Here is a 19,912-nt window from a genome sequence, read left to right as displayed (position 1 = left end):
TCGCTCCCGTTTTCTTGAAATTGTCGGATGTGCAATTCGTACCGCGCCGCCTCGTCAGCGGCACGGGTTTCAGCTCTTTTTCTGGGCAAACAACGCATCGAGCCGCTGCTCGAAGGCGTGATAATCGATGCGCTCGTATAGCTCCATGCGAGTCTGCATGGTGTCGATGACATTCTGCTGCGTGCCATCACGGCGAATCGCCGTGTAGACGTTTTCCGCCGCCTTGTTCATGGCCCGGAATGCCGAGAGCGGATACAGCACCAGCCCCACGTCGGCCGCGGCCAGCTCGTCGGTGGTGAACAGCGGGGTGGCGCCGAACTCGGTGATGTTGGCAAGGATCGGCGCCCTCACCCGGGCGGCGAAGGTCTTGTACATCTGCAGCTCGGTGATGGCCTCCGGAAAAACCATGTCGGCCCCCGCCTCGACACAAGCGGCAGCGCGATCCAGCGCGGCCTCAAGGCCTTCGACCGCGAGTGCATCGGTGCGCGCCATGATCACGAAGCTGTCGTCGGTGCGCGCATCCACAGCGGCCTTGATGCGGTCGACCATCTCCTGCTGCGAGACGATCTCCTTGTTCGGCCGGTGGCCGCAGCGCTTGGCGCCGACCTGGTCTTCGATATGGATGGCGGCGGCGCCGAACTTGATCATCGACCTGACGGTGCGCGCCACGTTGAATGCCGAGCTACCGAAGCCGGTGTCCACGTCCACCAGCAGCGGCAGGTCGCAGACATCGGTGATCCGGCGCACGTCAGTCAGTACGTCATCCAGCCCGGTGATGCCCAGGTCCGGAATGCCCAGCGAACCGGCGGCCACTCCGCCGCCTGACAGGTAGATGGCCTTGAACCCGGCGCGCCTGGCGAGCAGCGCGTGGTTGGCATTGATGGTGCCGACGACTTGCAACGGCTGCTCGTTGGCAACCGCATCGCGAAAGCGCTGGCCTGGCGTGCTCTGGCTCATGACGTGCCTCGGGGCTTGACGGGGATGGGGTGGGCGTTCTGGTAGTGGCGTTCGACGTTGCGCTTGGACGCTGCGATGTGTCGGCGCATCAGCAGCTCGGCGAGTTCGCCATCACGCTCGGCGATAGCATCGAGAATCCGGTGGTGCTCAGCGAACGCCTGTGGCGGCCGGTTGGGCGTGGCGGAGAACTGGATGCGGTACATCCGTACCAGTTGATAGAGCTCGCCGCAGAGCATCTTTACCAGGGTGCGATTGCCGCTACCGTGGATGATCCGGTAGTGAAAGTCGAAATCGCCTTCCTGCTGGTAATAGCCCACGCCGGCCTGAAAGGCTTCGTCGCGCTCGTGGGTGTCGAGCACGCGGCGCAGGTCATCGATCTCGACCTGGGTCATGCGCTCGGCAGCCAGTCGGCAGGCCATGCCTTCCAGGGACTCGCGAATCTCGTACAACTCGATCAGCTCCTCACGGTCCAGCGAGACCACCCGAGCGCCCACGTGGGGAACGCGCACCAGCAGACGCTGACCTTCCAGGCGATGGATCGCTTCGCGCAACGGACCTCGGCTGATGCCGTAAGTGCGCGCCAGCTCAGGCTCGGAAATTTTGCTTCCCGGCGCGATCTCGCCCTTCACTATCGCCGCCTGGATGCGCCTGAATACATGCTCGGAACGCGTTTCCACGTCCTCCTCGGCAGACAGGCTTAGCACACTGTACTCCTGCACATTGTCGACACTCAGCCGTTAATCTTGCTGACAACCCTAGACAAAAAGCGTCAATCGCACAATTGCCAAACATCATTGTTGACAATAAACCGCTTGTGTCTCGAAAGCGCGCACACGCATAACATGGCTATAAACAGCGATAACCGTCTGTCACCGTTGAAAAAGCCCATGGTAGAATGCGCGCCATTCAACGCCTGGAACGGGTGTACCGGGGCGCCTGCTAGACTCACCTCCAGCGAACCACGGCCCCGCCCAGATTCGCGCTATCAGAAGCGATCCACCCGACAGGTTCTATGAGACTCAAGCCCTTTTCCGTACTGTGCAGCCTACTGCTCCTGCCAGGCCTAGCCGCCGCGGCCGACAAGACCATTTATGGCCTGAATGAATACGTCAGCCTCGATATCGATGTGGAAGTGGCCGCCAAACTCGACACCGGCGCCCAGACCGCTTCGCTCAGCGCACGCGATATCGAGCGCTTCAAGCGCGATGGCGAACGCTGGGTACGCTTTTATCTGGCCATCGACGATGCCCACGCCCATCCGATCGAGCGCCCACTGGCACGCATCAGCAAGATCAAACGCCGCGCTGGCGACGTCGACTCCGACGACGAGAAGACCTACACCGCTCGCCCGGTGATCGAGCTGGATGTGTGCATGGGCGGTACTCGCCGCGAGATCGAGGTCAACCTCACCGACCGCAGCGCCTTCCAATATCCGCTGTTGATCGGCTCCGATGCACTCAAGCGCTTCGATGCCCTGGTCGACCCCAGTTTGAAATACGCAGCAGGGAAACCTGCCTGTACCACCGCAAAATCCGGCGAGTAATCCCATGCGCTCTCTCACCCTGCACCTGAAAGTCCTCATCACCATCCTGGTGAGCCTGGGGATCGCGATTACCGCCTATCAGATATTCGTGCTTGGCATTCCTGTCAGCAGCGACGAAACCGACGACCTGTGGAACATCGACACCCGTGTCGAATTCCAGGCCAATGGTCGCGACCCGATCAAGCTGCAGATGTTCGTGCCGCCACTGAACCAGGATTACGTCAGCCTCAACGAGAGCTTCATTTCCAACAACTACGGAGTCAGCGTCAATCGTGCCGACAGTAACCGCAAGGTGACCTGGTCGGCGCGCCGCGCCAGCGGCAAGCAGACGCTTTACTACCGCCTGGTGCTGACCAAGCGTTACAGCGGTGAGCAGGCCAAGGCAAAGGGTCCGATCTTCCGCGACAGCATTCCGGTCGAAGGCCCCGAGAAGATCGCCGCCGAAGCCCTGCTGGCGCCGATTCGCCAGCATTCGGCCGACGTCGAAACCTTCATCAGCGAAACCATCAAACGCGTCAACAACACCAGTGACGACAACGCCAAGTTGCTGCTCGGTGGTGATGCCTCGACCCTCAAGAAGGCTCAGGCAGTCGAACTGCTGCTGTCCATCGCCCACGTACCGATGGAGCGCGTGCACACCATTCGCCTCGAGGCGGACATTCAGCAGAGCCCGGAACTGTGGCTGCGCAGCTTCAACGGTGACCGCTGGCTGTACTTCAACCCGGAAAGCGGGGAACAGGGCCTGCCAACCGATCGCCTGGTCTGGTGGACCGGTGACGAGCCGCTGATCACCCTGGATGGCGGCCGCCAGGCGACCACCACCTTCACCCTCAACAACAGCGAGATGAACGCCATTCGGCTCGCTCAGCTGACCGACGAGAACACCGACGCCGACTTCCTCGAGTATTCGCTGTACGGCCTGCCTCTGCAGACCCAGCAGACCTTCATGATCATGGTCATGATCCCGATCGGCGTCCTGGTCATCCTGATCCTGCGCAACCTGGGCGGCCTGCAGACCCTGGGGACCTTCACCCCGGTGCTGATCGCCCTGGCCTTCCGGGAGACGCAACTAGGCTTCGGCATCTTCCTGTTCACAGTGATCACCGCACTCGGCCTGTCGCTGCGCTCCTACCTGGAGCACCTGAAACTGCAGATGCTTCCGCGCCTGTCGGTGGTATTGACCTTCGTGGTCGTGCTGATCGCCACCATCAGCCTGTTCAGCCACAAGCTCGGCCTGGAGCGCGGCCTGTCCGTGGCGCTGTTCCCGATGGTGATCCTGACCATGACCATCGAACGCCTGTCGATCACCTGGGAAGAACGTGGCGGCAGCCACGCCTTCAAGGTCGCCATCGGCACCCTGGTGGCCGCGACCCTGGCGCACCTGCTGATGAGCGTGCCGGAGCTGGTCTACTTCGTGTTCACCTTCCCGGCGATTCTGCTGATCCTGGTGGGTTTCATGCTGGCGATGGGTCGCTACCGCGGCTACCGCCTGACCGAACTGTTCCGCTTCAAAGCCTTCCTGAAGGATTGAGCCAATGTTAGGTCTCTGGAAAACCTGGAAGGCCCTTGAAGCCAAAGGCATCATGGGCATCAACCGACGCAATGCGGACTACGTGCTGAAGTACAACAAGCGGCACCTGTACCCCATCGTCGACGACAAGATCATCACCAAGCAGCGCGCCATCGAAGCCGGCATTCACGTGCCGGAAATGTACGGCGTGATTTCCACGGAAAAGGAAATCGACAACCTCGACAAGATCATCGGCGAGCGCAGCGATTTCGTCGTCAAACCGGCGCAAGGCGCCGGCGGTGACGGCATCCTGGTGATCGCTGACCGTTTCGAGGATCGCTTCAAGACGGTATCGGGCAAGATCGTCAGCCATGCCGAGATCGAGCAGCAGATTTCCAGCATCCTCTCGGGGCTGTACTCCCTGGGCGGGCACCGGGACCGCGCGTTGATCGAGTACCGCGTGACCCCGGACACCATCTTCAAGAGCATCAGCTACGAGGGCGTGCCCGACATCCGCATCATCGTGCTGATGGGCTATCCGGTGATGGCCATGCTGCGCCTGCCGACCCGCCAGTCGGGTGGCAAGGCCAACCTGCACCAGGGCGCCATTGGCGTGGGTGTCGACCTGGCCACCGGCGTGACCCTGCGCGGCACCTGGCTGAACAACAAGATTACCAAGCACCCGGACACCACCAACGCAGTGGATGGCGTGCAGCTGCCGAACTGGGATGGCTTCATGAAGCTGGCCGCCGGCTGCTACGAGCTGTGCGGGCTGGGCTACATCGGCGTGGACATGGTGCTGGACCAGGACAAGGGCCCGCTGATTCTCGAGCTCAATGCCCGCCCCGGCCTGAATATCCAGATCGCCAACGACTGCGGCCTGACTCACCGCGCCCATGCGGTGGAAGCGCGCCTGGCTGAATTGGCCGCCAAGGGCATCCAGGAAAACGCCGAGGAGCGCACACGCTTCTCTCAGGGGTTGTTCGGCCACGTACCGGTGGCCGAAATCTGAAGCCCTACCCTGCTGCCGAACCGATCGGCAGCAGGGCTTTCGCGCTACAGGCTAAAGCCGCCGTCACGCACTCTTTCGAGAGCCGCGCGGCAATGCACGGCAGCAAACACCCTGACGCCGGCGAGCGGTTCGCGCTTGGCAGTGACCATCTGGCAGTACCAGCCGATACTCGTCGGGACGTGCCGGCGCTTTGCCGATACGACCTGCCCCGGCTGCGCCACAGCTTTGTTACCATAGCCGCCTCACCCACATGCCTGCGGAGCCCGTAATGGATCTCGACCTGGACAGACTCAATGCCGAATTTGCCAATCAGCCGGAAAAGCTGATCGAGTGGGCGATCGGCCTGGGCAAACCGGCGATCTGCACCACCAACTTCCGCCCGTTCGAAGCCGTGATCCTGCACATGGTCAGCCAGGCCAAAGCGGACATTCCGATCGTGTGGATGGACAGCGGCTACAACACCGACGCTACCTACCAGTTCGCCGACGAGGTGACCCGCCAGCTCGGCCTCAACCTGGTCACCTACCTGCCCAAGCGCAGCCGCGCCCACCGCGAAGCCATCGACGGCCCGACGCCGGCGCTGGACGACCCGCGCCACGCGGCATTCACCGAAGAGGTCAAGCTGGAGCCATTCGCCCGGGCGCTGCGCGAAACCGCGCCGAGTGTCTGGTTCACCGCCCTGCGTGCCACCGATACCGCGGTACGCGCTCAGATGCAGCCTGTCAGCATCAATCCGGACGGTTTGATCAAGGTCGCGCCGCTGCTGCATTGGTCGTCCAAGGACCTGTATCAGTACCTGACGGCCCACGGCCTGCCAAACAACTTCGATTATTTCGACCCGACCAAGGGTGAAGATAACCGCGAGTGCGGCCTGCACCTGAGCCACTGAATGCCACGCCCCTGAACGATGGCGCCTTTGCAGAGCATGTGAAAACGTAGCGAGCGAAGGTCAGGCAAGGCAAAAACCGGCGAAAAAGCGCAGTTTACGCGTTGTAAATGAGCATTTTGAGCTGGTTTTTAACGCCGCATGACCGAGCGCAGTAGTTTTCACATAGTCTGCCTAGGCGCCATCTTCGTTACCGCTGCCCTCAGTGCAGCGGCAATTCGATCCCTTTGAACATGTCTTCCAGCTCGACCTTGTTGTGACACTGCACCGCTTTGGCCAGCACGTCACGGTTCAGGTGCGGGGCGAACTTCTCGATGAAGTCGCACATGAAGCCGCGCAGGAAAGTGCCCCGCCGGAAGCCGATCTTGGTGACGCTCGACTCGAACAGCTCGCTGGCATCGAGCACCACCAGGTCAGGATCGAGCGTCGCATCGACAGCCATCTTGGCCACGATACCGACACCCAGGCCCAGCCGGACATAGGTCTTGATGACGTCGGCGTCGGCGGCGGTAAACACCACCTTTGGCGTGAGGCCGCGGTGACTGAAGGCTTCATCGAGCTTGGAGCGACCGGTGAAACCAAAGGTGTAGGTAACGATTTCGTGCTCGGCCAACGCCTCCAGCGTGAGTTTCGGCAGCTTGGCCAGCGGGTGCCCCTGGGGCACGATCACGCAACGATTCCAGCGGTAGCAGGGCATCATCACCAGGTCATTGAACAGCTCCAGGCCTTCTGTGGCGATGGCGAAGTCGACGGTGCCATCGGCGGCCATTTCGGCAATCTGCGTGGGCGTACCCTGGTGCATATGCAGCGCCACTTCCGGGTACTGCTTGATGAAGCTGCTGATCACCGGCGGCAGCGCATAACGCGCCTGGGTATGGGTGGTCGCAATCGACAGTGTGCCCTTCTTCTCGTTGGAGAATTCCTGGGCAATCTGCTTGATGCTTTCCACCTTGCGCAGGATCTCGCCAGCGGTGGTGATGATTCGCTCGCCAGCAGGCGTCACGCGCGTCAGGTGCTTGCCACTGCGGGCGAAGACTTCCACGCCCAGCTCGTCTTCGAGCAGACGGATCTGTTTGCTGATACCGGGTTGCGAGGTGTAGAGGCTTTGCGCCGTGGCCGAGACGTTGAGGTCATGGTGCGCGACTTCCCAGATGTAGCGCAGTTGCTGAAGCTTCATAGAAATCCCTCAAAGCGGATAGGCAGCCTGATCGCCGGCTCGTCATATAACCATATTAATGGTTAATGCGGTATATATAGATTTTTTTTGCCGGGATAGACAGCGTCTACTCGTGGCGAGAGCGATGCTGCAGCATGGGTACCAGATAGACCGGCACATCGCACAGCTGCAGCAACCGGGACGCGGTCCGGCCCACCGGCACCTCAAGCGCGGCGCCGTGGCTATGACTGCCTACGACCAGCAAATCGACACCGAGTTTCTGCGCCTCCTCGAGAATGGATATCGGCGGGTCGCCCCGCAGCACCCGTACCGATACGATCAGTTCGAGGTCTTCACGGTTGTCACCCAGCTCATCGCGAAAGCCTTCCAGCACGCGCAGTTCGATGCTGTTCATGACCGTTTCCAGCCCGGTGCTACGCAGCTCCTTAAGGCGTTCTTCGTCCACGTAGGTTTGCAGGACGGACTCGGCGAACAGGCCCATGGGCTCTACCACATGCACCACATAGAGACGCGCATTGAAGCTGCGGGCGAGCGCCAGCGCGTGCTGCAGGACATAAGGTGCATAGAGGCCGAGATCGGTTGCATAGAGAATCGAACGAATCATGCGGCCTCCTCGACTGCCAATACGGCGGGGATCGCTTGAGCTTAGCAGCCAGCATGGAAAGTGAGCAGCAATGCGCTGCAGGGGTGGCCGTCGTCACGTTCGCAGCGACCGCTCATGGCAGCTCGTCGGGCACGCGGCGCAGCGCGTCATCGATGCTGCGAACCAGCTCGGCGTGGCCTAGCCGGCAGTTCAGCGCCCCCTGAAAGTGGCCCGCATGCACCACGAACAACGCAGGCAGGTGAAACACGTCGTAACGTTGAACCAGGCCACCGCTGGCGCCTGCGTCGATCCACACCAGACGCTCGACGGGAAGCGCGAGCGCCGGCAATCGCTCGCGGGCATAGCGACAGGAGGCGCACCCCGGCGAGGTGAATATCACCAGGGAGGTGCCTGGCAGGCTCAGTAACTGCTGATCGGCATCGAGGTCGGACAATTGCAGTTCGCTGGTAGGGAGGGGTCGACCGGCACCGGTCGTATCATGGTCACTCATGGGCGGCCTGTTGCTCGGAAGGGTTGGCGCAGCGTCATGTGAGCCTGCTGACCCAAGCATGCCGGATAGCTTTACGCCTTCACAGCCCGATTATCATTGTCTAGCCGTGCGCTAACGCGCTAAGGTTCCGCTTCCCCGCTGTGCCCATACCGCTGTGCCCGCTGCACGGGGATCGCTGGCGGCCGGCTTCCGTGACCTGATGACGCAATAGATGAAAAGCACGATGGCTGATTTACCAATTAACGACCTAAACGTCGCCTCCAACGAAACCCTGATCACGCCGGAACAAATCAAATCCGAGATTCCGCTGACCGAACGCGCCCAACAGACGGTTTCCGCTGGTCGGCAGGTGGTGCGCGACATTCTCGACGGCAAGGATCACCGCCTGTTCGTGGTCGTCGGCCCCTGCTCGATCCACGACATCAAGGCCGCCCACGAGTACGCCGAGCGCCTGAAGGTACTCGCCGAGGAAGTGTCCGACACGCTGTACCTGGTCATGCGCGTGTATTTCGAAAAGCCGCGCACCACCGTCGGCTGGAAAGGCCTGATCAACGACCCCTATCTCGATGACTCCTTCAAGATCCAGGACGGCCTGCACATCGGCCGCAAGCTGCTCCTTGACCTCGCGGAGATGGGCCTGCCCACCGCCACCGAAGCGCTTGACCCGATCTCGCCACAGTACCTGCAGGATCTGATCAGCTGGTCCGCGATTGGCGCACGCACCACTGAATCGCAGACGCACCGCGAGATGGCTTCAGGCCTGTCGTCGGCCGTCGGCTTCAAGAATGGCACCGACGGCGGCCTGACGGTCGCCATCAACGCCCTGCAGTCGGTCTCCAGCCCCCACCGCTTCCTGGGCATCAACCAGCAGGGCGGCGTATCCATCGTCACCACCAAGGGCAACGCTTACGGCCACGTGGTATTGCGCGGTGGCAACGGCAAGCCGAACTACGACTCGGTGAGCGTGGCGATCTGCGAGCAGGAACTGAAGAAAGCCGGCATCAAGGCCAACATCATGGTCGACTGCAGCCATGCCAACTCCAACAAGGATCCGGCACTGCAGCCACTAGTGATGGAGAACGTCGCCAACCAGATTCTCGAAGGCAACCAGTCGATCGTCGGCCTGATGGTCGAAAGTCACCTGGGCTGGGGTAGCCAGTCGATTCCGAAAGACCTGCAGCAGCTCCAGTACGGTGTGTCGATCACCGACGCCTGCATCGACTGGCAAAGCACCGAGAAAACATTGCGCTCGATGCATGCCAAGCTCCGCGATGTACTGCCCCAGCGCCAGCGCGGCTAAAGCAGGGGCAGCAGTCAACAAAACGCCGGGCAGATGCCCGGCGTTTTCGTGTGCGGCGTAAGCCTCAACCCTGTTCGGCGGTGCCCTCGCGGCGCGCCATGTAGCGTTCCACGTAGGAGCAGGACGGGATCACCGTGTAGCCCATGCGCTCGGCATAATCGAGCGCCGTTTCCGTCAACGCCGCCGCGATGCCACGTCCGCGCAGCGAGTTGGGCACGAAAGTGCGGTAGATATCCAGGGTCTGCTTGCCCAAATCCATATAAGACAGGTATGCGCGATCACCATCCACTGTGGTCTCGAACTGGTGACCGGCAAGGTCATGGTGAATGGACAGTGAGTCGCTCATTACTACTCCTCTCGATTGGCTCGAACATCGACACGGCCCCGATGGCTTGCGTACATTCGGTAACATTAGGATATAAGGCCATTCTAGATGAGAAAGAGCAAGACGAAATCGGCCCTGATCGGTGTAGTTCCGTACGCAGTGCCAACATCCCGACCCGACGGCAACCTGGCGGCGCCGACACATGCTGTTCAGTAATGCTTCTGTACAGCGACGCCCCCGGTTTAAGCGCGCTGCAGGGGCGTGAAAAAATTCAGGAACCCTTGCTCACCGTCCGTTTACTTACTAAAAGTTACAGGTAGTATGTACGCCGGTCATTTTCCGGGTTCGGGATTTGGCTTCAATAAGCAAAAAACTTACCCCAAGGGGAACACGATGAACAACGCTCTGAAATTCTCTGCTCTGGCTCTGGCCGCAGTTCTGGCTACCGGTTGCAGCAGCGTTACCAAAGAAACCGAAGCTCGCCTGACTGCAACCGAAGACGCAGCAGCCCGCGCTCAAGCCCGTGCCGACGAAGCCTACCGCAAGGCTGACGAAGCACTGGCCGCTGCTCAGAAGGCTCAGCAGACCGCTGACGAAGCCAACGAGCGCGCCCTGCGTATGCTGGAAAAAGCCAGCCGCAAGTAATAGCCCTCGGGCTACTGAAAAAGCCGGCCCTAGTGCCGGCTTTTTCATTGCCGAAATCTTTCGGCAATGATCGCGCAGAAAAAACCGCTGTAGATGACAGCGGTTTTCGGTCACAGCGGCGCGCCGGTCAGCGCGCAGGTGCCTGCGCCTGAATGACCGCATCGCGCGGCGCCGCGATCTCGATCGGCAGGCCGTCCTGCGAGGCGACCACCTCGCGCACCACGTCCCAGTCGAGATTCTGCGCATTCAGGTCGCTGCGCTTGAGCAGCGCATTGACCACCGCCGCATTCTGATCCCCCACGGGCGCGCCCTCTTCCTCGCCGAGTGGTGCATGAGCCTCGAGGTAGACCTTGCCGCTGCTGACGCCGAACTTGTAGGGCTCGTTGATGATACGCACCGCCGTGCCGACCGGAACCTTGGCAGCCAGATCGAGCACGTTATTGTTGAGCATGCGGAAACAGCCGTGGCTGACGCGCATGCCGATGCCAAACTTCTTGTTCGAACCATGGATCAGGTAGCCAGGCACCGAGAGCGTCATCTTGTATGGCCCCAGCGGGTTGTCCGGGCCCGGTGGCACATAGCGCGGCAGCGGGTCGCCCTCCGCGGCGTGCTCGTCACGTATCGACTGCGGCGGGTACCAGCCCGGGTTCGGCGTTTTTGCGGTGATGCGCGCCTCGGTCACCGGTGAGCTCCAGCCTTCGCGCCCGATACCCAGCGGGTAGGTATGAACGACGTTCTCCCCCTTGGGGAAATAATACAAGCGGTACTCGGCGAGGTTGATCACGATGCCCTCGCGAGGCCCCGGCGGCAGGATGAAGCGCGTCGGCAGCAGGATGTCGGTGCCCTCGCCCGGCAACCAGGCATCGACGCCCGGGTTGGCGGCGACCATTTCCAGATACCCGAGATCATTGGCCGTGCCGATATCGGCGAAGGTGTCTTCGTAACGCGCCTTGATTACCTGGATTTCGCCCACCACGTCCTCGCCAGGGGGCGGCAGCGGTAATTCCAGTGCCACAGCGGACGCTGTGACACAGAGGGCACACAACGACAGACAGCGGGCAACAGCTGAAACGCGCGGCGACATGCAGGAAACCCTTGAAATAGAGGTAATGATGAAAGATGGATTGTATACCGCCGGCGAACTCAGCGCCCTGGCCAGGCCGGGCGCTCACCGCGCCGCTGTGCATCGAGGGTCGCCAGGCAGGATGGGCACAACCGCCGATCCTGCAACATGGGACGCTCCAGGTCACGCCACAAGGGCTGCGCCGGCAGCAGGCCGCCGCACAACGTTCGATCGGCATGAGCGCCCAGCTCCAGCTGTCGAGCAACCAGGTGCACGCGTGCCTCGCGGCAGGCGAACAGGTCGAGCTGCTCGTCCGGCTCGATCAGTTGGTAAGCGTACAGAGACCAGGCGGGTCGCAGCATGGGGGGCTCCAGGGCGGGGGCGCCACATTAGCCGAAACACCGCCGGTGGAAAAGCCCGTCAAAGCAATGGTTTGAGCGCTGGCCAGACATTCTCCAGCATCATCGGCTGGGCCTCCACGGCGGGATGCACGCCATCATCCTGCATCAACGTGGCAACGCCGCCGACGCCCTCGAGAAGAAACGGCACCAGTGGTACGTTCTTCTGGGCTGCCACGTCGTCAAACACCTTGGCGAACGCCGTGGTGTAGCGTTCGCCGTAGTTGGGTGGAATGCGCATGCCGAGCAGCAGCACCTTGGCACCCGACTCGCGGGACGCATCGATCATCGAGGCAAGATTCTGTTGCAATTGACTGGGCGGCAGGCCGCGCAGCCCGTCGTTGCCACCGAGCTCGACGATCACCAGCTCCGGATCATGCTCGGCAAGCAGCGCAGGCAGCCGTGCGGCGCCGCCGGCACTGGTGTCGCCACTGATCGAGGCGTTCACCAACTGGTGCTCGAAACCCTCCTTCCTGAGGCGTTCCTCCAGCAGATGAACCCAGCCCTGCCGGGTATCCATGCCAAAAGCCGCGCTGATACTATCGCCGACGACCAGCACGGTCCCCGCCTGCGCCATCTGGCCCAACAGCAGCAGGCCGAGAACAGCCCCCTTCAACATCGCACGCATCGGGATTCCTCATGAGCTCTAGCATTCTGTCTGCGCAGAACCTTAACAAAGTGGTCTCCAGCGCGGAAGGAGAGTTGACCATCCTGCATGACCTTTCACTGCAATTGGAAAAAGGCGGCAGCCTGGCCATCGTCGGCAGCTCGGGCTCCGGCAAATCCACCCTCCTGGGCCTCCTGGCCGGGCTCGACCTCCCCAGCAGCGGTCGCATCGTGCTGGCCGGCAACGACCTGGGCAGCCTGGGCGAAGACGAGCGCGCCCGGGTGCGGGCCGAGCATGTCGGTTTCGTATTCCAGTCTTTCCAGCTACTCGACAGCCTCAACGCGCTGGAAAACGTCATGCTGCCACTCGAACTGGAAGGCCGCCGCGACGCCCGCGAGCGGGCTACGGGATTGCTCGAACGGGTCGGCCTGGGCGCACGACTTAGCCACACACCCCGCCAGCTCTCGGGGGGCGAGCAACAGCGCGTGGCGATTGCGCGCGCATTTGCCGCCGATCCGGACGTGCTGTTTGCCGATGAGCCGACCGGCAACCTCGACAGCCACACCGGCGAGCGGATCAGCGACCTGCTGTTCGAACTGAACCAGGAGCGCGGCGCCACCCTGGTACTGGTCACCCACGACGAACGCCTGGCGGCCCGCTGCCAGCGCCTGATCCGCCTGGAAGGTGGCCACCTCGTGGCGCCGGTGAACGCCTGATGAAAACCCTGTCCTTTTTCGGCCTGCTGTCGCTCGCTGGCCGGCAGCTGCGCCGTGACGCGCGCGCCGGTGAACTGCGCGTGCTGTTTTTCGCCTTGCTGATCGCCGTCGCATCCAGCACCGCCATCGGCTATTTCGGTGCCCGCCTGAATGACGGCATGACCTTGCGCGCCACCGAATTTCTCGGCGCCGACCTGATTCTGCGCGGGAGCGCGCCAGCAGACGCCGCGCAGATTGACGCGGGCGTGTCACGAGGCCTGACCCACGCGCAGGTGGTGGAGTTCTCCAGCGTCATCGCCACCGATGCCGGCATCCAGCTGGCCAGCGTCAAAGCAGCTGGCGATGGCTATCCACTGCGCGGCAACTTGAAGAGTGCAGCCGAGCCCTATGCCGAAGAAACGGTGAGCCCGGGCCCGCGGCCAGGCGAAGCCTGGGCCGAAGCAAGACTGCTTGCGGCGCTCAATCTGACTGCCGGCGACGAGATAGAAGTGGGGGCCAAGACCCTGCGCCTGACGCGCGTGCTGACCTATCTGCCTGACGAGGCTGGAGACTTCTACAGCCTCACGCCCCACGTACTCATACACCTGGACGACCTGCCCGCCACCCGCGTGGTGCAACCCGGCAGCCGCGTGCGCTACATCGAGCAGTGGAACGGCCCCGGTGACGTCCTGGCCAGCTACCGCCAAGCCGTCGAGCCGACCCTGGCGGCGCACCAGCGCTTCGATGAAGCCCGCGATGGCAGCCGCAGCGTGGGCAATGCCCTTGACCGTGCCGAGCGTTATCTCAACCTGGCCAGCCTGGCGGCGGTACTGCTCGCCGGGGTTGCCGTCGCCCTGTCCGCGGCACGCTTCGCCAGCCGCCGCTTCGATGCCAGCGCCCTGCTGCGCTGCCTGGGGCTCTCCCGGCGCCAGGCCCTGGGCCTGTTCAGCCTGCAACTGGCCATGCTCGGCCTGGTCGCCAGCCTGAGCGGTGCGCTGTTCGGCTGGCTTGCCCAGCATGTGCTGTTCCAATTGCTGCAGGGCCTGCTTCCGGCCCAGATCCCGCCTGGCGGCCCGTGGCCGGCGCTGGCCGGTATGGCCACGGGTCTGGTAGCCCTGGCAGGCTTCGCCCTGCCGCCGCTGGCTGCATTGGGCCGAGTACCGCCGCTGCGGGTACTGCGCCGCGACATGCTGCCGGTGCCGGCCAGCTCCTGGCTGGTGTATGGCACCGCGCTGCTCGCCCTCGGGTTGATCATGTGGCGCCTGAGCCTCGACCTACCGCTGACCCTGGCCTTGCTGGGCGGCGGTCTGGTGACCGCCCTGCTACTCGGCGGCCTGTTGCTGCTCGGGCTGCAGAGCCTGCGCCGCCTGCTGGCGCGTGCCTCGCTGCCGTGGCGCCTGGGTCTCGGCCAGTTACTGCGCCGGCCCCTGGCCGCCGCCGGGCAATCGCTGGCCTTCGGCCTGATCCTGTTGGCCATGGCGCTGATCGCCCTGTTACGGGGCGAGCTGCTCGACACCTGGCAGAACCAGTTACCCGCCGACGCGCCCAATCATTTCGCCCTCAACGTGCTGCCCGCCGAGCGGGACGCCTTCGCCGCCCGCCTGGCGGAACTGTCCCCGCATCCCGCGCCCCTCTACCCGGTGGTGCCGGGCCGGTTGGTGATGGTCAACGGTGAGCCGGTTCGCCAGTACGTCAGCAAGGATTCTCGCGGTGAACGCGCCGTACGCCGCGACCTGAACCTGACCTGGGGAGCCGACCTGCCAGAAGGCAATACCATCACGGCAGGCCAGTGGTGGACGGCAGAAAATGGCCAGGAACTGCCCGGCGTCTCGATCGAGGACGAGCTGGCGCAGAGCCTGCAAATCAAACTGGGCGACCGGCTGACCTTTACCGTTGGCGGCGTCAACCGTGACGCCCAGGTGACCAGCCTGCGCAGCATCGACTGGAACAATTTCCAGCCGAACTTCTTCATGATCTTCGAGCCCGGTACCCTGCAGGATCTGCCGGTCACCTACATGACCAGCTTCTACCTGCCACCGCAGCAGGAGCGCCAACTGGTCGAGTTGTCGCGGGCCTTCCCCGCAGTCACTCTGCTGCAGGTGGAGGCGCTGCTCGATCAGTTGCGCAGCATCCTCGCTCAGGTCACCATCGCCATCGAGTTCGTGCTGTTGTTCGTGCTCGCCGCCGGCCTGGCGGTGCTGTTCGCCGGATTGCAATCGACGCTGGACGAGCGCATCCACCAGGGCGCCCTGCTGCGCGCGCTGGGTGCCGAACGCAAGCTGCTGATTCAGGCACGGCGTGCCGAGTTCGGCCTGCTCGGCGCGACCAGCGGCCTGCTGGCGGCCCTGGGTTGCGAGCTGGTCAGCTTCCTGCTCTATCGCTTCGCCTTCCAGATGGACTGGCAACCGCATCCGTGGCTGTTGGTGCTGCCACTGATCGGTGCCCTGTTGGTCGCCACCGCAGGCGTACTGGGCACGCGGCGTTCACTGGACGCCAGCCCACTGACCGTTCTGCGCGAGGGTTGATAGACTTGGCGCCCCTATTCGTCTGAGCCCAGCATGAGCCGATACCGCCCACCACGCGCCGCCGGAACGCCCCTCATCACTCCCGAAGGTGAGGCGCGTTTACGCGCCGAACTGCATGAGCTTTGGCATGTACGCCGCCCCGCGGTCACCCGTTCGGTCAGCGAGGCGGCGGCCCAGGGCGACCGCTCGGAGAACGCGGAGTACACCTACGGCAAGAAAATGCTGCGCGAGATCGACAGCCGCGTGCGCTTTCTCACCAAGCGCCTGGAGAAGCTCAAGGTGGTCGACACCCGCCCGAGCGATCCGGGCAAGGTGTATTTCGGCGCCTGGGTGACACTCGAAGATGAAGATGGCAACGCCTCACGTTACCGCATCGTCGGCCCTGACGAACTGGACCTGAAGCTTGGCCTGATCAGCATCGACTCGCCGCTGGCCCGCGCACTCATCGGCAAGGGTCTGGATGCGGAAGTGCGCGTACAGACGCCGACCGGTGACAAGTTCTGGTACGTCATCGCCATCGACTACCCCTGATCTCAACGCAGAGTGATCAAGCCCTGACGAGCGATCCGTGTCAGTTGGCCGAGTGCCTCGGCGCTCGGCCGCTGCAGCACGGCAAAGTCGAAACTGTCGTCGGCGAAGCGTTGCAGCGACTCGTCATGCTCGGCGAATTGCACGAGAAAAGCGCGCTGTCCCGGGCGGCGACTGGGCCAGCCGTCGAGGTAGCGCAACAGCGTCGGCTGGTGAGTGCCGCCGAGCAGAATGCGCGGGTTGCGCCGGATAAGACCGGAGGTGATGGGAGCGATACGAATCTGCGCGGCCTGGTGGCAGGTCATGGGTGTTGGTCTCCGCCTCGAAAATCCCGCTGGGCAGCGGTGAGAGGCAACACCGAACCAGCGCTTTAGCGGAATTTCGAGATTCGTTGAGAATCCCTGAGGCGCCCCGCAAGTAGCTGTTTAAATCGGCGCAGGTGGCAATCCTAGAGACTCCGGGATCGCCCTGTCAATAACGAAGAAAGCCCGCATCAGCGGGCTTCCAGCGACTGGTGCGACTCAACCGGCGATGCGCTTGTCGACGGACAGGCGGCCCGCACCTTCGACCAGCAGAGCCAGCGTGGCCGCCATTAGCGCCAACGCGAATTCATAGCCGTTGTTGCTCATGAAGAATCCATTGCCAATGTGCACAGAGAAAATGGCCACCACCAGAGTGAAGGTCAGTGCCGCCGCGGCCGGACGCACCAGCAGGCCGATGATCAGCGCCAGGCCCCCGAAAAACTCGGCGCTGCCGGCCATCAATGCCATCAGGTAACCCGGCGCCAGGCCGATGCTTTCCATCCACTGCGCCACCCCCGCCAGTCCATAGCCGCCAAACCAACCGAACAGTTTTTGCGCACCGTGGGCGGCGAAGATGACACCGACCAGCACTCGCAGGATGGTCAGGCCGTAACCTGCACGGGTGGTTGCGAGGGATTTGATGAGCGCGTTCATTGAGCTATTCCTTTGCGGTATGGGTGAGATGGCGTCATATTAATTTAATTAACAGATATGAAAACCCAATAAATTGCCTAAAAAAGATCGAATAGTTCGATTATTTACGCATGCTCACCGCCTGCTTGGCAGGCTCCAATGAATAGCGCTCACGAGCGTAGGCCAGGTAGTACTTGTTGACCGCATTGACGTAGCTGACCACGCCCATGCCGAGCTCCTCCATCGCCACCCGCTCCACCTGGAAAAACCACTGATCGGGATTAAGGCCACGCCTGCGGGCCTCCGCACGCAGGCTTTGCACACGCTGTGGTCCCAGGTTGTAGCCGGCCAGCACGAAGGCCATGCGCTCACGCTCGTTGAGGCGCGGACTGTTGAAGAAGCCGCGGCGAATCTTCGCCAGGTACCTGGCGCTGGCCTGCACGTTGTTTTCCATCTTAGAGATATCAGCGACACCAACGCTGCGTGCGGCAGCCTGGGTGATCTGCATCAGTCCGGTCGCGCCACTGCTGCCCCGCGCGCCAGGGTTGAGGGTCGACTCCTTGAACGCCAGCGCGGCCAGGGCCAGCCAGTCGAAGTCATGCTCGTCGGCGTAGCGCTGCAGCACAGGCCGCACGCGCTCGAGGCGCTGGCGCTCGGTGCGCCCCATTGGTGAATGGACCTTGTAGAGCCGCCGGTAGACGCGCTGGAACGCGGCATCCTGATCATCTGGCACGCGGTACCCTTCCAGGAAACGATCAACGCTGGCGCTGAGCATCGGCGCATCGCGGCGCATGTACCAGCGCATATCGCCCTGATCATCGAGCACCAGATGCCGGTCGACGCGCAACTTGGGCATTACCTTGGCCCAGCGCTCGGCGATGTGCAGCTCCACGGCAGTGAAATCGAAGATCCCGGCCTGGACCATCTCCAGCACATCTTCGACGGCCAGGCTTGGATCCACCCACTCCACCACGATGGGCTGCAACTTGCGCGCCTCCAGCCGCAGATTGATGCCCTGCAGGGCTTCCTTGGCAATGCTGCCCACCGGCAGCGACAGGCTGCGCCCGGCCAGTTGCTCGAGGCGCTGATAACGCCGATTGCCCTGCCGCGCGACGATGACCACCGGCACATCGCGGCGAATCGCCTCGCTGGCGATGACGCTGGTACCGCCCTTGCTGCTGAGCAACTCACCGGGTGCCACCAGGTCACCCTCGCCGCGCTGCAGCGCAGCCAGCAATTGATCCTTGGCCTTGGGGATCATTTTCAGGCGCAATGCGCGACCGTCCCGGGCATTGCGGTTCAGGTATTGCTCCAGGGCGCGCAGACGTTGGTATTCGACCCCGATGCTTTGCCCCTTGACCTCGCCGGAGCTGTTGCGGCTCTGGTTCACCAATACCCGCAACTCACCGCTGGCTCTGATACCGGGCAGATCGCGCACCACTGCAGGCTTGGTGACTTCCACCGGGCCGGCAATGCGCGCGACTGCCGAAATCGGCAGACAAAGCACCATGCACAGCACGAGAAGGACACGCAATATCGACGCTCCGCAGAATAATGGCCGGCTGACAGCCACTGGCGGTCAGCCGAAAGCTGGGCGCGGAGGGTCGCACAGCTGCACTTCTGACGCCAATAAATTGTTGTTTTTACTTCACAATAATTGCATAAGCCTTTGTTATAGCTGGCTTTTCAAGGTCAGCAACAAGCTCTGTTATGCTGCGTCCCTCACGTTTCCAAGGTCACACCATGCAACTCATCGACATCGGCGTCAATCTGACTCACGAAAGCTTCAACGACCGCCGCCAAGCGGTGCTTGCACGGGCATTCGAGGCAGGCGTATGCCAATTGGTGCTCACCGGCACCAGCCTGGCCGAAAGCGACCATGCGTTGCGCCTGTGCCAGCAGCTAGACGAGCACGGTGACCGCCTGTTCAGCACGGCGGGGGTGCACCCCCATGACGCGAGGAACTGGAGCAGCGACGACGCGCGGCACCTGCGCGCCCTGCTGGCCGAACCGCAGGTGAGAGCCGTCGGCGAGTGCGGGCTGGACTTCAACCGTGACTTCTCGCCCCGCCCCCTCCAGGAGAAAGCACTAGAGGAACAGTTGAGCCTGGCGGTAGACCTGGGCCTGCCGGTGTTCCTGCACGAACGTGATGCTCACCCGCGCTTCGTGCAGATCCTGCGCGATTACCGTGACCGCCTGCCCGCCGCAGTGGTGCATTGCTTCACCGGCGAGCAGCGGGCGTTGTTCGACTATCTGGATCTGGATCTGCACATCGGCATCACCGGCTGGATCTGCGACGAACGCCGCGGCGCGCATCTGCATCCGCTGGTCAGAGAGATTCCCGTCGGGCGCCTGATGCTGGAAAGTGATGCCCCTTACCTGCTGCCCCGTAGCCTGCGACCAAAGCCGAAAAGCGGCCGCAACGAGCCGGCCTATCTGGGCGAGGTATTGCGCGAAGTGGCACTTCATCGTCACGAGAGCGAAGCCCGGCTCGCCGCGCATACCACCGCCTGCGCCCGTGCTTTTTTCGGCTTGCCGGTGATCACCGAACACGAACACGAACACGAACACGACATTTAGGCTGCGGCCCAGCTCGACCATACTCATCGGGCTGCGCCCGCCCGTCGGCACGCTCATCATCCAAGGCGGGCTTGCGGAGTTGACCGACGAGGCATCGCGGGCCATCCGCCAACTCAAGCCGTAACAACAAAA

22 protein-coding genes are annotated in these 19,912 nt (G+C 62.7%); 10 read left to right on the top strand and 12 right to left on the bottom strand.

Features of this window, described 5'->3' with window-relative positions:
- Positions 1-69: 69 nt before the first annotated feature.
- A complete protein-coding gene (gene prpB / locus ACZ0AV_RS00335) occupies positions 70-957 on the bottom strand; it encodes a methylisocitrate lyase (protein ID WP_499149189.1) in 888 nt (295 codons plus the stop codon).
- Positions 954-1,661 (bottom strand): GntR family transcriptional regulator, encoded by a 708-nt coding sequence (locus ACZ0AV_RS00330; RefSeq protein WP_499149188.1) that lies wholly within the window; start codon positions 1,659-1,661, stop codon positions 954-956. The genes prpB and ACZ0AV_RS00330 overlap by 4 nt, the downstream gene beginning before the upstream one ends.
- Before the next feature lie 308 nt (positions 1,662-1,969).
- Here ACZ0AV_RS00330 and rloA point away from each other — a divergent pair, with 308 nt between their 5' ends.
- The 4 genes from rloA (at position 1,970) to ACZ0AV_RS00310 (ending at position 5,911) form a co-directional block, all read left to right on the top strand.
- The gene (gene rloA, locus ACZ0AV_RS00325) at positions 1,970-2,500 is read left to right on the top strand and encodes a retropepsin-like aspartic peptidase RloA (RefSeq protein ID WP_499149187.1); all 531 of its coding nucleotides are present in this window, start codon (positions 1,970-1,972) and stop codon (positions 2,498-2,500) included.
- A 4-nt stretch (positions 2,501-2,504) separates the two neighbouring features.
- Positions 2,505-4,031, top strand: coding sequence for an osmotic stress tolerance membrane protein RloB (gene rloB / locus ACZ0AV_RS00320; RefSeq protein WP_499149186.1), 1,527 nt, complete (start codon positions 2,505-2,507; stop codon positions 4,029-4,031).
- Positions 4,032-4,035: 4 nt separating this feature from the next.
- Positions 4,036-5,022 (top strand): alpha-L-glutamate ligase-like protein, encoded by a 987-nt coding sequence (locus ACZ0AV_RS00315; protein ID WP_499149185.1) that lies wholly within the window; start codon positions 4,036-4,038, stop codon positions 5,020-5,022.
- 268 nt (positions 5,023-5,290) lie between these two features.
- Positions 5,291-5,911, top strand: a complete 621-nt coding sequence (locus ACZ0AV_RS00310) for a phosphoadenosine phosphosulfate reductase domain-containing protein (protein ID WP_499149184.1) — start codon at positions 5,291-5,293, stop codon at positions 5,909-5,911.
- Positions 5,912-6,110: 199 nt separating this feature from the next.
- Here ACZ0AV_RS00310 and cysB read toward each other — a convergent pair whose 3' ends face one another.
- The 3 genes from cysB to ACZ0AV_RS00295 form a co-directional block, all read right to left on the bottom strand.
- Complete coding sequence (cysB, locus tag ACZ0AV_RS00305; protein WP_499149183.1) at positions 6,111-7,085, bottom strand: HTH-type transcriptional regulator CysB; 975 nt, start codon at positions 7,083-7,085, stop codon at positions 6,111-6,113.
- A gap of 106 nt (positions 7,086-7,191) precedes the next feature.
- Positions 7,192-7,689 (bottom strand): universal stress protein, encoded by a 498-nt coding sequence (locus ACZ0AV_RS00300; protein ID WP_499149182.1) that lies wholly within the window; start codon positions 7,687-7,689, stop codon positions 7,192-7,194.
- A gap of 112 nt (positions 7,690-7,801) precedes the next feature.
- Positions 7,802-8,179, bottom strand: a complete 378-nt coding sequence (locus ACZ0AV_RS00295; RefSeq protein WP_499149181.1) for a YbbN family protein — start codon at positions 8,177-8,179, stop codon at positions 7,802-7,804.
- Between the two features lie 223 nt (positions 8,180-8,402).
- Between ACZ0AV_RS00295 and ACZ0AV_RS00290 the strand changes: the two genes are divergently transcribed.
- Positions 8,403-9,479, top strand: coding sequence for a 3-deoxy-7-phosphoheptulonate synthase (locus ACZ0AV_RS00290; RefSeq protein ID WP_499149180.1), 1,077 nt, complete (start codon positions 8,403-8,405; stop codon positions 9,477-9,479).
- A 64-nt stretch (positions 9,480-9,543) separates the two neighbouring features.
- Here ACZ0AV_RS00290 and ACZ0AV_RS00285 read toward each other — a convergent pair whose 3' ends face one another.
- Positions 9,544-9,825 (bottom strand): GNAT family N-acetyltransferase, encoded by a 282-nt coding sequence (locus ACZ0AV_RS00285; RefSeq protein WP_499149179.1) that lies wholly within the window; start codon positions 9,823-9,825, stop codon positions 9,544-9,546.
- A 372-nt stretch (positions 9,826-10,197) separates the two neighbouring features.
- Between ACZ0AV_RS00285 and oprI the strand changes: the two genes are divergently transcribed.
- Complete coding sequence (gene oprI / locus ACZ0AV_RS00280) at positions 10,198-10,449, top strand: outer membrane lipoprotei OprI (protein ID WP_070883071.1); 252 nt, start codon at positions 10,198-10,200, stop codon at positions 10,447-10,449.
- A 127-nt stretch (positions 10,450-10,576) separates the two neighbouring features.
- Here the strand turns inward: oprI and ACZ0AV_RS00275 are convergent, their stop codons facing one another.
- Genes ACZ0AV_RS00275 through ACZ0AV_RS00265 form a run of 3 tightly spaced genes read right to left on the bottom strand, consistent with a single transcriptional unit; the run spans position 10,577 to position 12,538 of the window.
- Positions 10,577-11,533 carry a L,D-transpeptidase family protein gene (locus ACZ0AV_RS00275; RefSeq protein WP_499149178.1) on the bottom strand — a complete coding sequence of 319 codons (957 nt, stop codon included), beginning with the start codon at positions 11,531-11,533 and terminating at the stop codon, positions 10,577-10,579.
- A 59-nt stretch (positions 11,534-11,592) separates the two neighbouring features.
- The gene (locus ACZ0AV_RS00270; RefSeq protein ID WP_499149177.1) at positions 11,593-11,874 is read right to left on the bottom strand and encodes a hypothetical protein; all 282 of its coding nucleotides are present in this window, start codon (positions 11,872-11,874) and stop codon (positions 11,593-11,595) included.
- 58 nt (positions 11,875-11,932) lie between these two features.
- Positions 11,933-12,538 (bottom strand): arylesterase, encoded by a 606-nt coding sequence (locus ACZ0AV_RS00265; RefSeq protein WP_499149176.1) that lies wholly within the window; start codon positions 12,536-12,538, stop codon positions 11,933-11,935.
- Positions 12,539-12,549: 11 nt separating this feature from the next.
- On the opposite strand from ACZ0AV_RS00265, the gene ACZ0AV_RS00260 reads away from it, so the two are divergent.
- The 3 genes from ACZ0AV_RS00260 to greB are packed head-to-tail and all read left to right on the top strand — an operon-like array spanning position 12,550 to position 16,268.
- On the top strand, positions 12,550-13,233 hold the full coding sequence (locus ACZ0AV_RS00260) for an ABC transporter ATP-binding protein (RefSeq protein ID WP_499149175.1): 684 nt from the start codon (positions 12,550-12,552) through the stop codon (positions 13,231-13,233).
- On the top strand, positions 13,233-15,737 hold the full coding sequence (locus tag ACZ0AV_RS00255; RefSeq protein WP_499149174.1) for an ABC transporter permease: 2,505 nt from the start codon (positions 13,233-13,235) through the stop codon (positions 15,735-15,737). Before ACZ0AV_RS00260 ends, ACZ0AV_RS00255 begins: the two co-directional genes overlap by 1 nt.
- Positions 15,738-15,770: 33 nt before the next feature.
- Positions 15,771-16,268, top strand: a complete 498-nt coding sequence (gene greB / locus ACZ0AV_RS00250) for a transcription elongation factor GreB (RefSeq protein ID WP_499149173.1) — start codon at positions 15,771-15,773, stop codon at positions 16,266-16,268.
- A 2-nt stretch (positions 16,269-16,270) separates the two neighbouring features.
- Here greB and ACZ0AV_RS00245 read toward each other — a convergent pair whose 3' ends face one another.
- The 3 genes from ACZ0AV_RS00245 to ACZ0AV_RS00235 all read right to left on the bottom strand — a co-directional run bounded on the left by ACZ0AV_RS00245 (position 16,271) and on the right by ACZ0AV_RS00235 (position 18,737).
- On the bottom strand, positions 16,271-16,570 hold the full coding sequence (locus tag ACZ0AV_RS00245; RefSeq protein ID WP_499149172.1) for a class I SAM-dependent methyltransferase: 300 nt from the start codon (positions 16,568-16,570) through the stop codon (positions 16,271-16,273).
- A 216-nt stretch (positions 16,571-16,786) separates the two neighbouring features.
- Positions 16,787-17,221, bottom strand: a complete 435-nt coding sequence (locus tag ACZ0AV_RS00240) for a DoxX family protein (protein ID WP_499149171.1) — start codon at positions 17,219-17,221, stop codon at positions 16,787-16,789.
- Positions 17,222-17,321: 100 nt separating this feature from the next.
- The gene (locus ACZ0AV_RS00235) at positions 17,322-18,737 is read right to left on the bottom strand and encodes an MltF family protein (protein WP_499153251.1); all 1,416 of its coding nucleotides are present in this window, start codon (positions 18,735-18,737) and stop codon (positions 17,322-17,324) included.
- 206 nt (positions 18,738-18,943) lie between these two features.
- Between ACZ0AV_RS00235 and ACZ0AV_RS00230 the strand changes: the two genes are divergently transcribed.
- On the top strand, positions 18,944-19,780 hold the full coding sequence (locus ACZ0AV_RS00230; RefSeq protein ID WP_499149170.1) for a TatD family hydrolase: 837 nt from the start codon (positions 18,944-18,946) through the stop codon (positions 19,778-19,780).
- Positions 19,781-19,912 lie beyond the last annotated feature (132 nt).

The organism is Pseudomonas sp. AC532 (genome assembly GCF_979258965.1).
The sequence above is the reverse complement of the archived record's forward strand: the minus strand, read 5'-3'. Positions and strand labels throughout refer to the sequence as shown.

Coding starts and splice junctions, on each gene's coding strand:
- ACZ0AV_RS00300 (WP_499149182.1), bottom strand. CDS start 7,689: ATGATTCGTTCGATTCTCTATGCAACCGATCTCGGCCTCTATGCACCT.
- ACZ0AV_RS00285 (WP_499149179.1), bottom strand. CDS start 9,825: ATGAGCGACTCACTGTCCATTCACCATGACCTTGCCGGTCACCAGTTC.
- ACZ0AV_RS00260 (WP_499149175.1), top strand. CDS start 12,550: ATGAGCTCTAGCATTCTGTCTGCGCAGAACCTTAACAAAGTGGTCTCC.
- ACZ0AV_RS00255 (WP_499149174.1), top strand. CDS start 13,233: ATGAAAACCCTGTCCTTTTTCGGCCTGCTGTCGCTCGCTGGCCGGCAG.
- ACZ0AV_RS00290 (WP_499149180.1), top strand. CDS start 8,403: ATGGCTGATTTACCAATTAACGACCTAAACGTCGCCTCCAACGAAACC.
- ACZ0AV_RS00275 (WP_499149178.1), bottom strand. CDS start 11,533: ATGTCGCCGCGCGTTTCAGCTGTTGCCCGCTGTCTGTCGTTGTGTGCC.
- prpB (WP_499149189.1), bottom strand. CDS start 957: ATGAGCCAGAGCACGCCAGGCCAGCGCTTTCGCGATGCGGTTGCCAAC.
- ACZ0AV_RS00270 (WP_499149177.1), bottom strand. CDS start 11,874: ATGCTGCGACCCGCCTGGTCTCTGTACGCTTACCAACTGATCGAGCCG.
- ACZ0AV_RS00295 (WP_499149181.1), bottom strand. CDS start 8,179: ATGAGTGACCATGATACGACCGGTGCCGGTCGACCCCTCCCTACCAGC.
- ACZ0AV_RS00310 (WP_499149184.1), top strand. CDS start 5,291: ATGGATCTCGACCTGGACAGACTCAATGCCGAATTTGCCAATCAGCCG.
- ACZ0AV_RS00245 (WP_499149172.1), bottom strand. CDS start 16,570: ATGACCTGCCACCAGGCCGCGCAGATTCGTATCGCTCCCATCACCTCC.
- rloB (WP_499149186.1), top strand. CDS start 2,505: ATGCGCTCTCTCACCCTGCACCTGAAAGTCCTCATCACCATCCTGGTG.
- ACZ0AV_RS00240 (WP_499149171.1), bottom strand. CDS start 17,221: ATGAACGCGCTCATCAAATCCCTCGCAACCACCCGTGCAGGTTACGGC.
- ACZ0AV_RS00315 (WP_499149185.1), top strand. CDS start 4,036: ATGTTAGGTCTCTGGAAAACCTGGAAGGCCCTTGAAGCCAAAGGCATC.
- ACZ0AV_RS00265 (WP_499149176.1), bottom strand. CDS start 12,538: ATGCGTGCGATGTTGAAGGGGGCTGTTCTCGGCCTGCTGCTGTTGGGC.
- rloA (WP_499149187.1), top strand. CDS start 1,970: ATGAGACTCAAGCCCTTTTCCGTACTGTGCAGCCTACTGCTCCTGCCA.
- oprI (WP_070883071.1), top strand. CDS start 10,198: ATGAACAACGCTCTGAAATTCTCTGCTCTGGCTCTGGCCGCAGTTCTG.
- greB (WP_499149173.1), top strand. CDS start 15,771: ATGAGCCGATACCGCCCACCACGCGCCGCCGGAACGCCCCTCATCACT.
- ACZ0AV_RS00230 (WP_499149170.1), top strand. CDS start 18,944: ATGCAACTCATCGACATCGGCGTCAATCTGACTCACGAAAGCTTCAAC.
- cysB (WP_499149183.1), bottom strand. CDS start 7,085: ATGAAGCTTCAGCAACTGCGCTACATCTGGGAAGTCGCGCACCATGAC.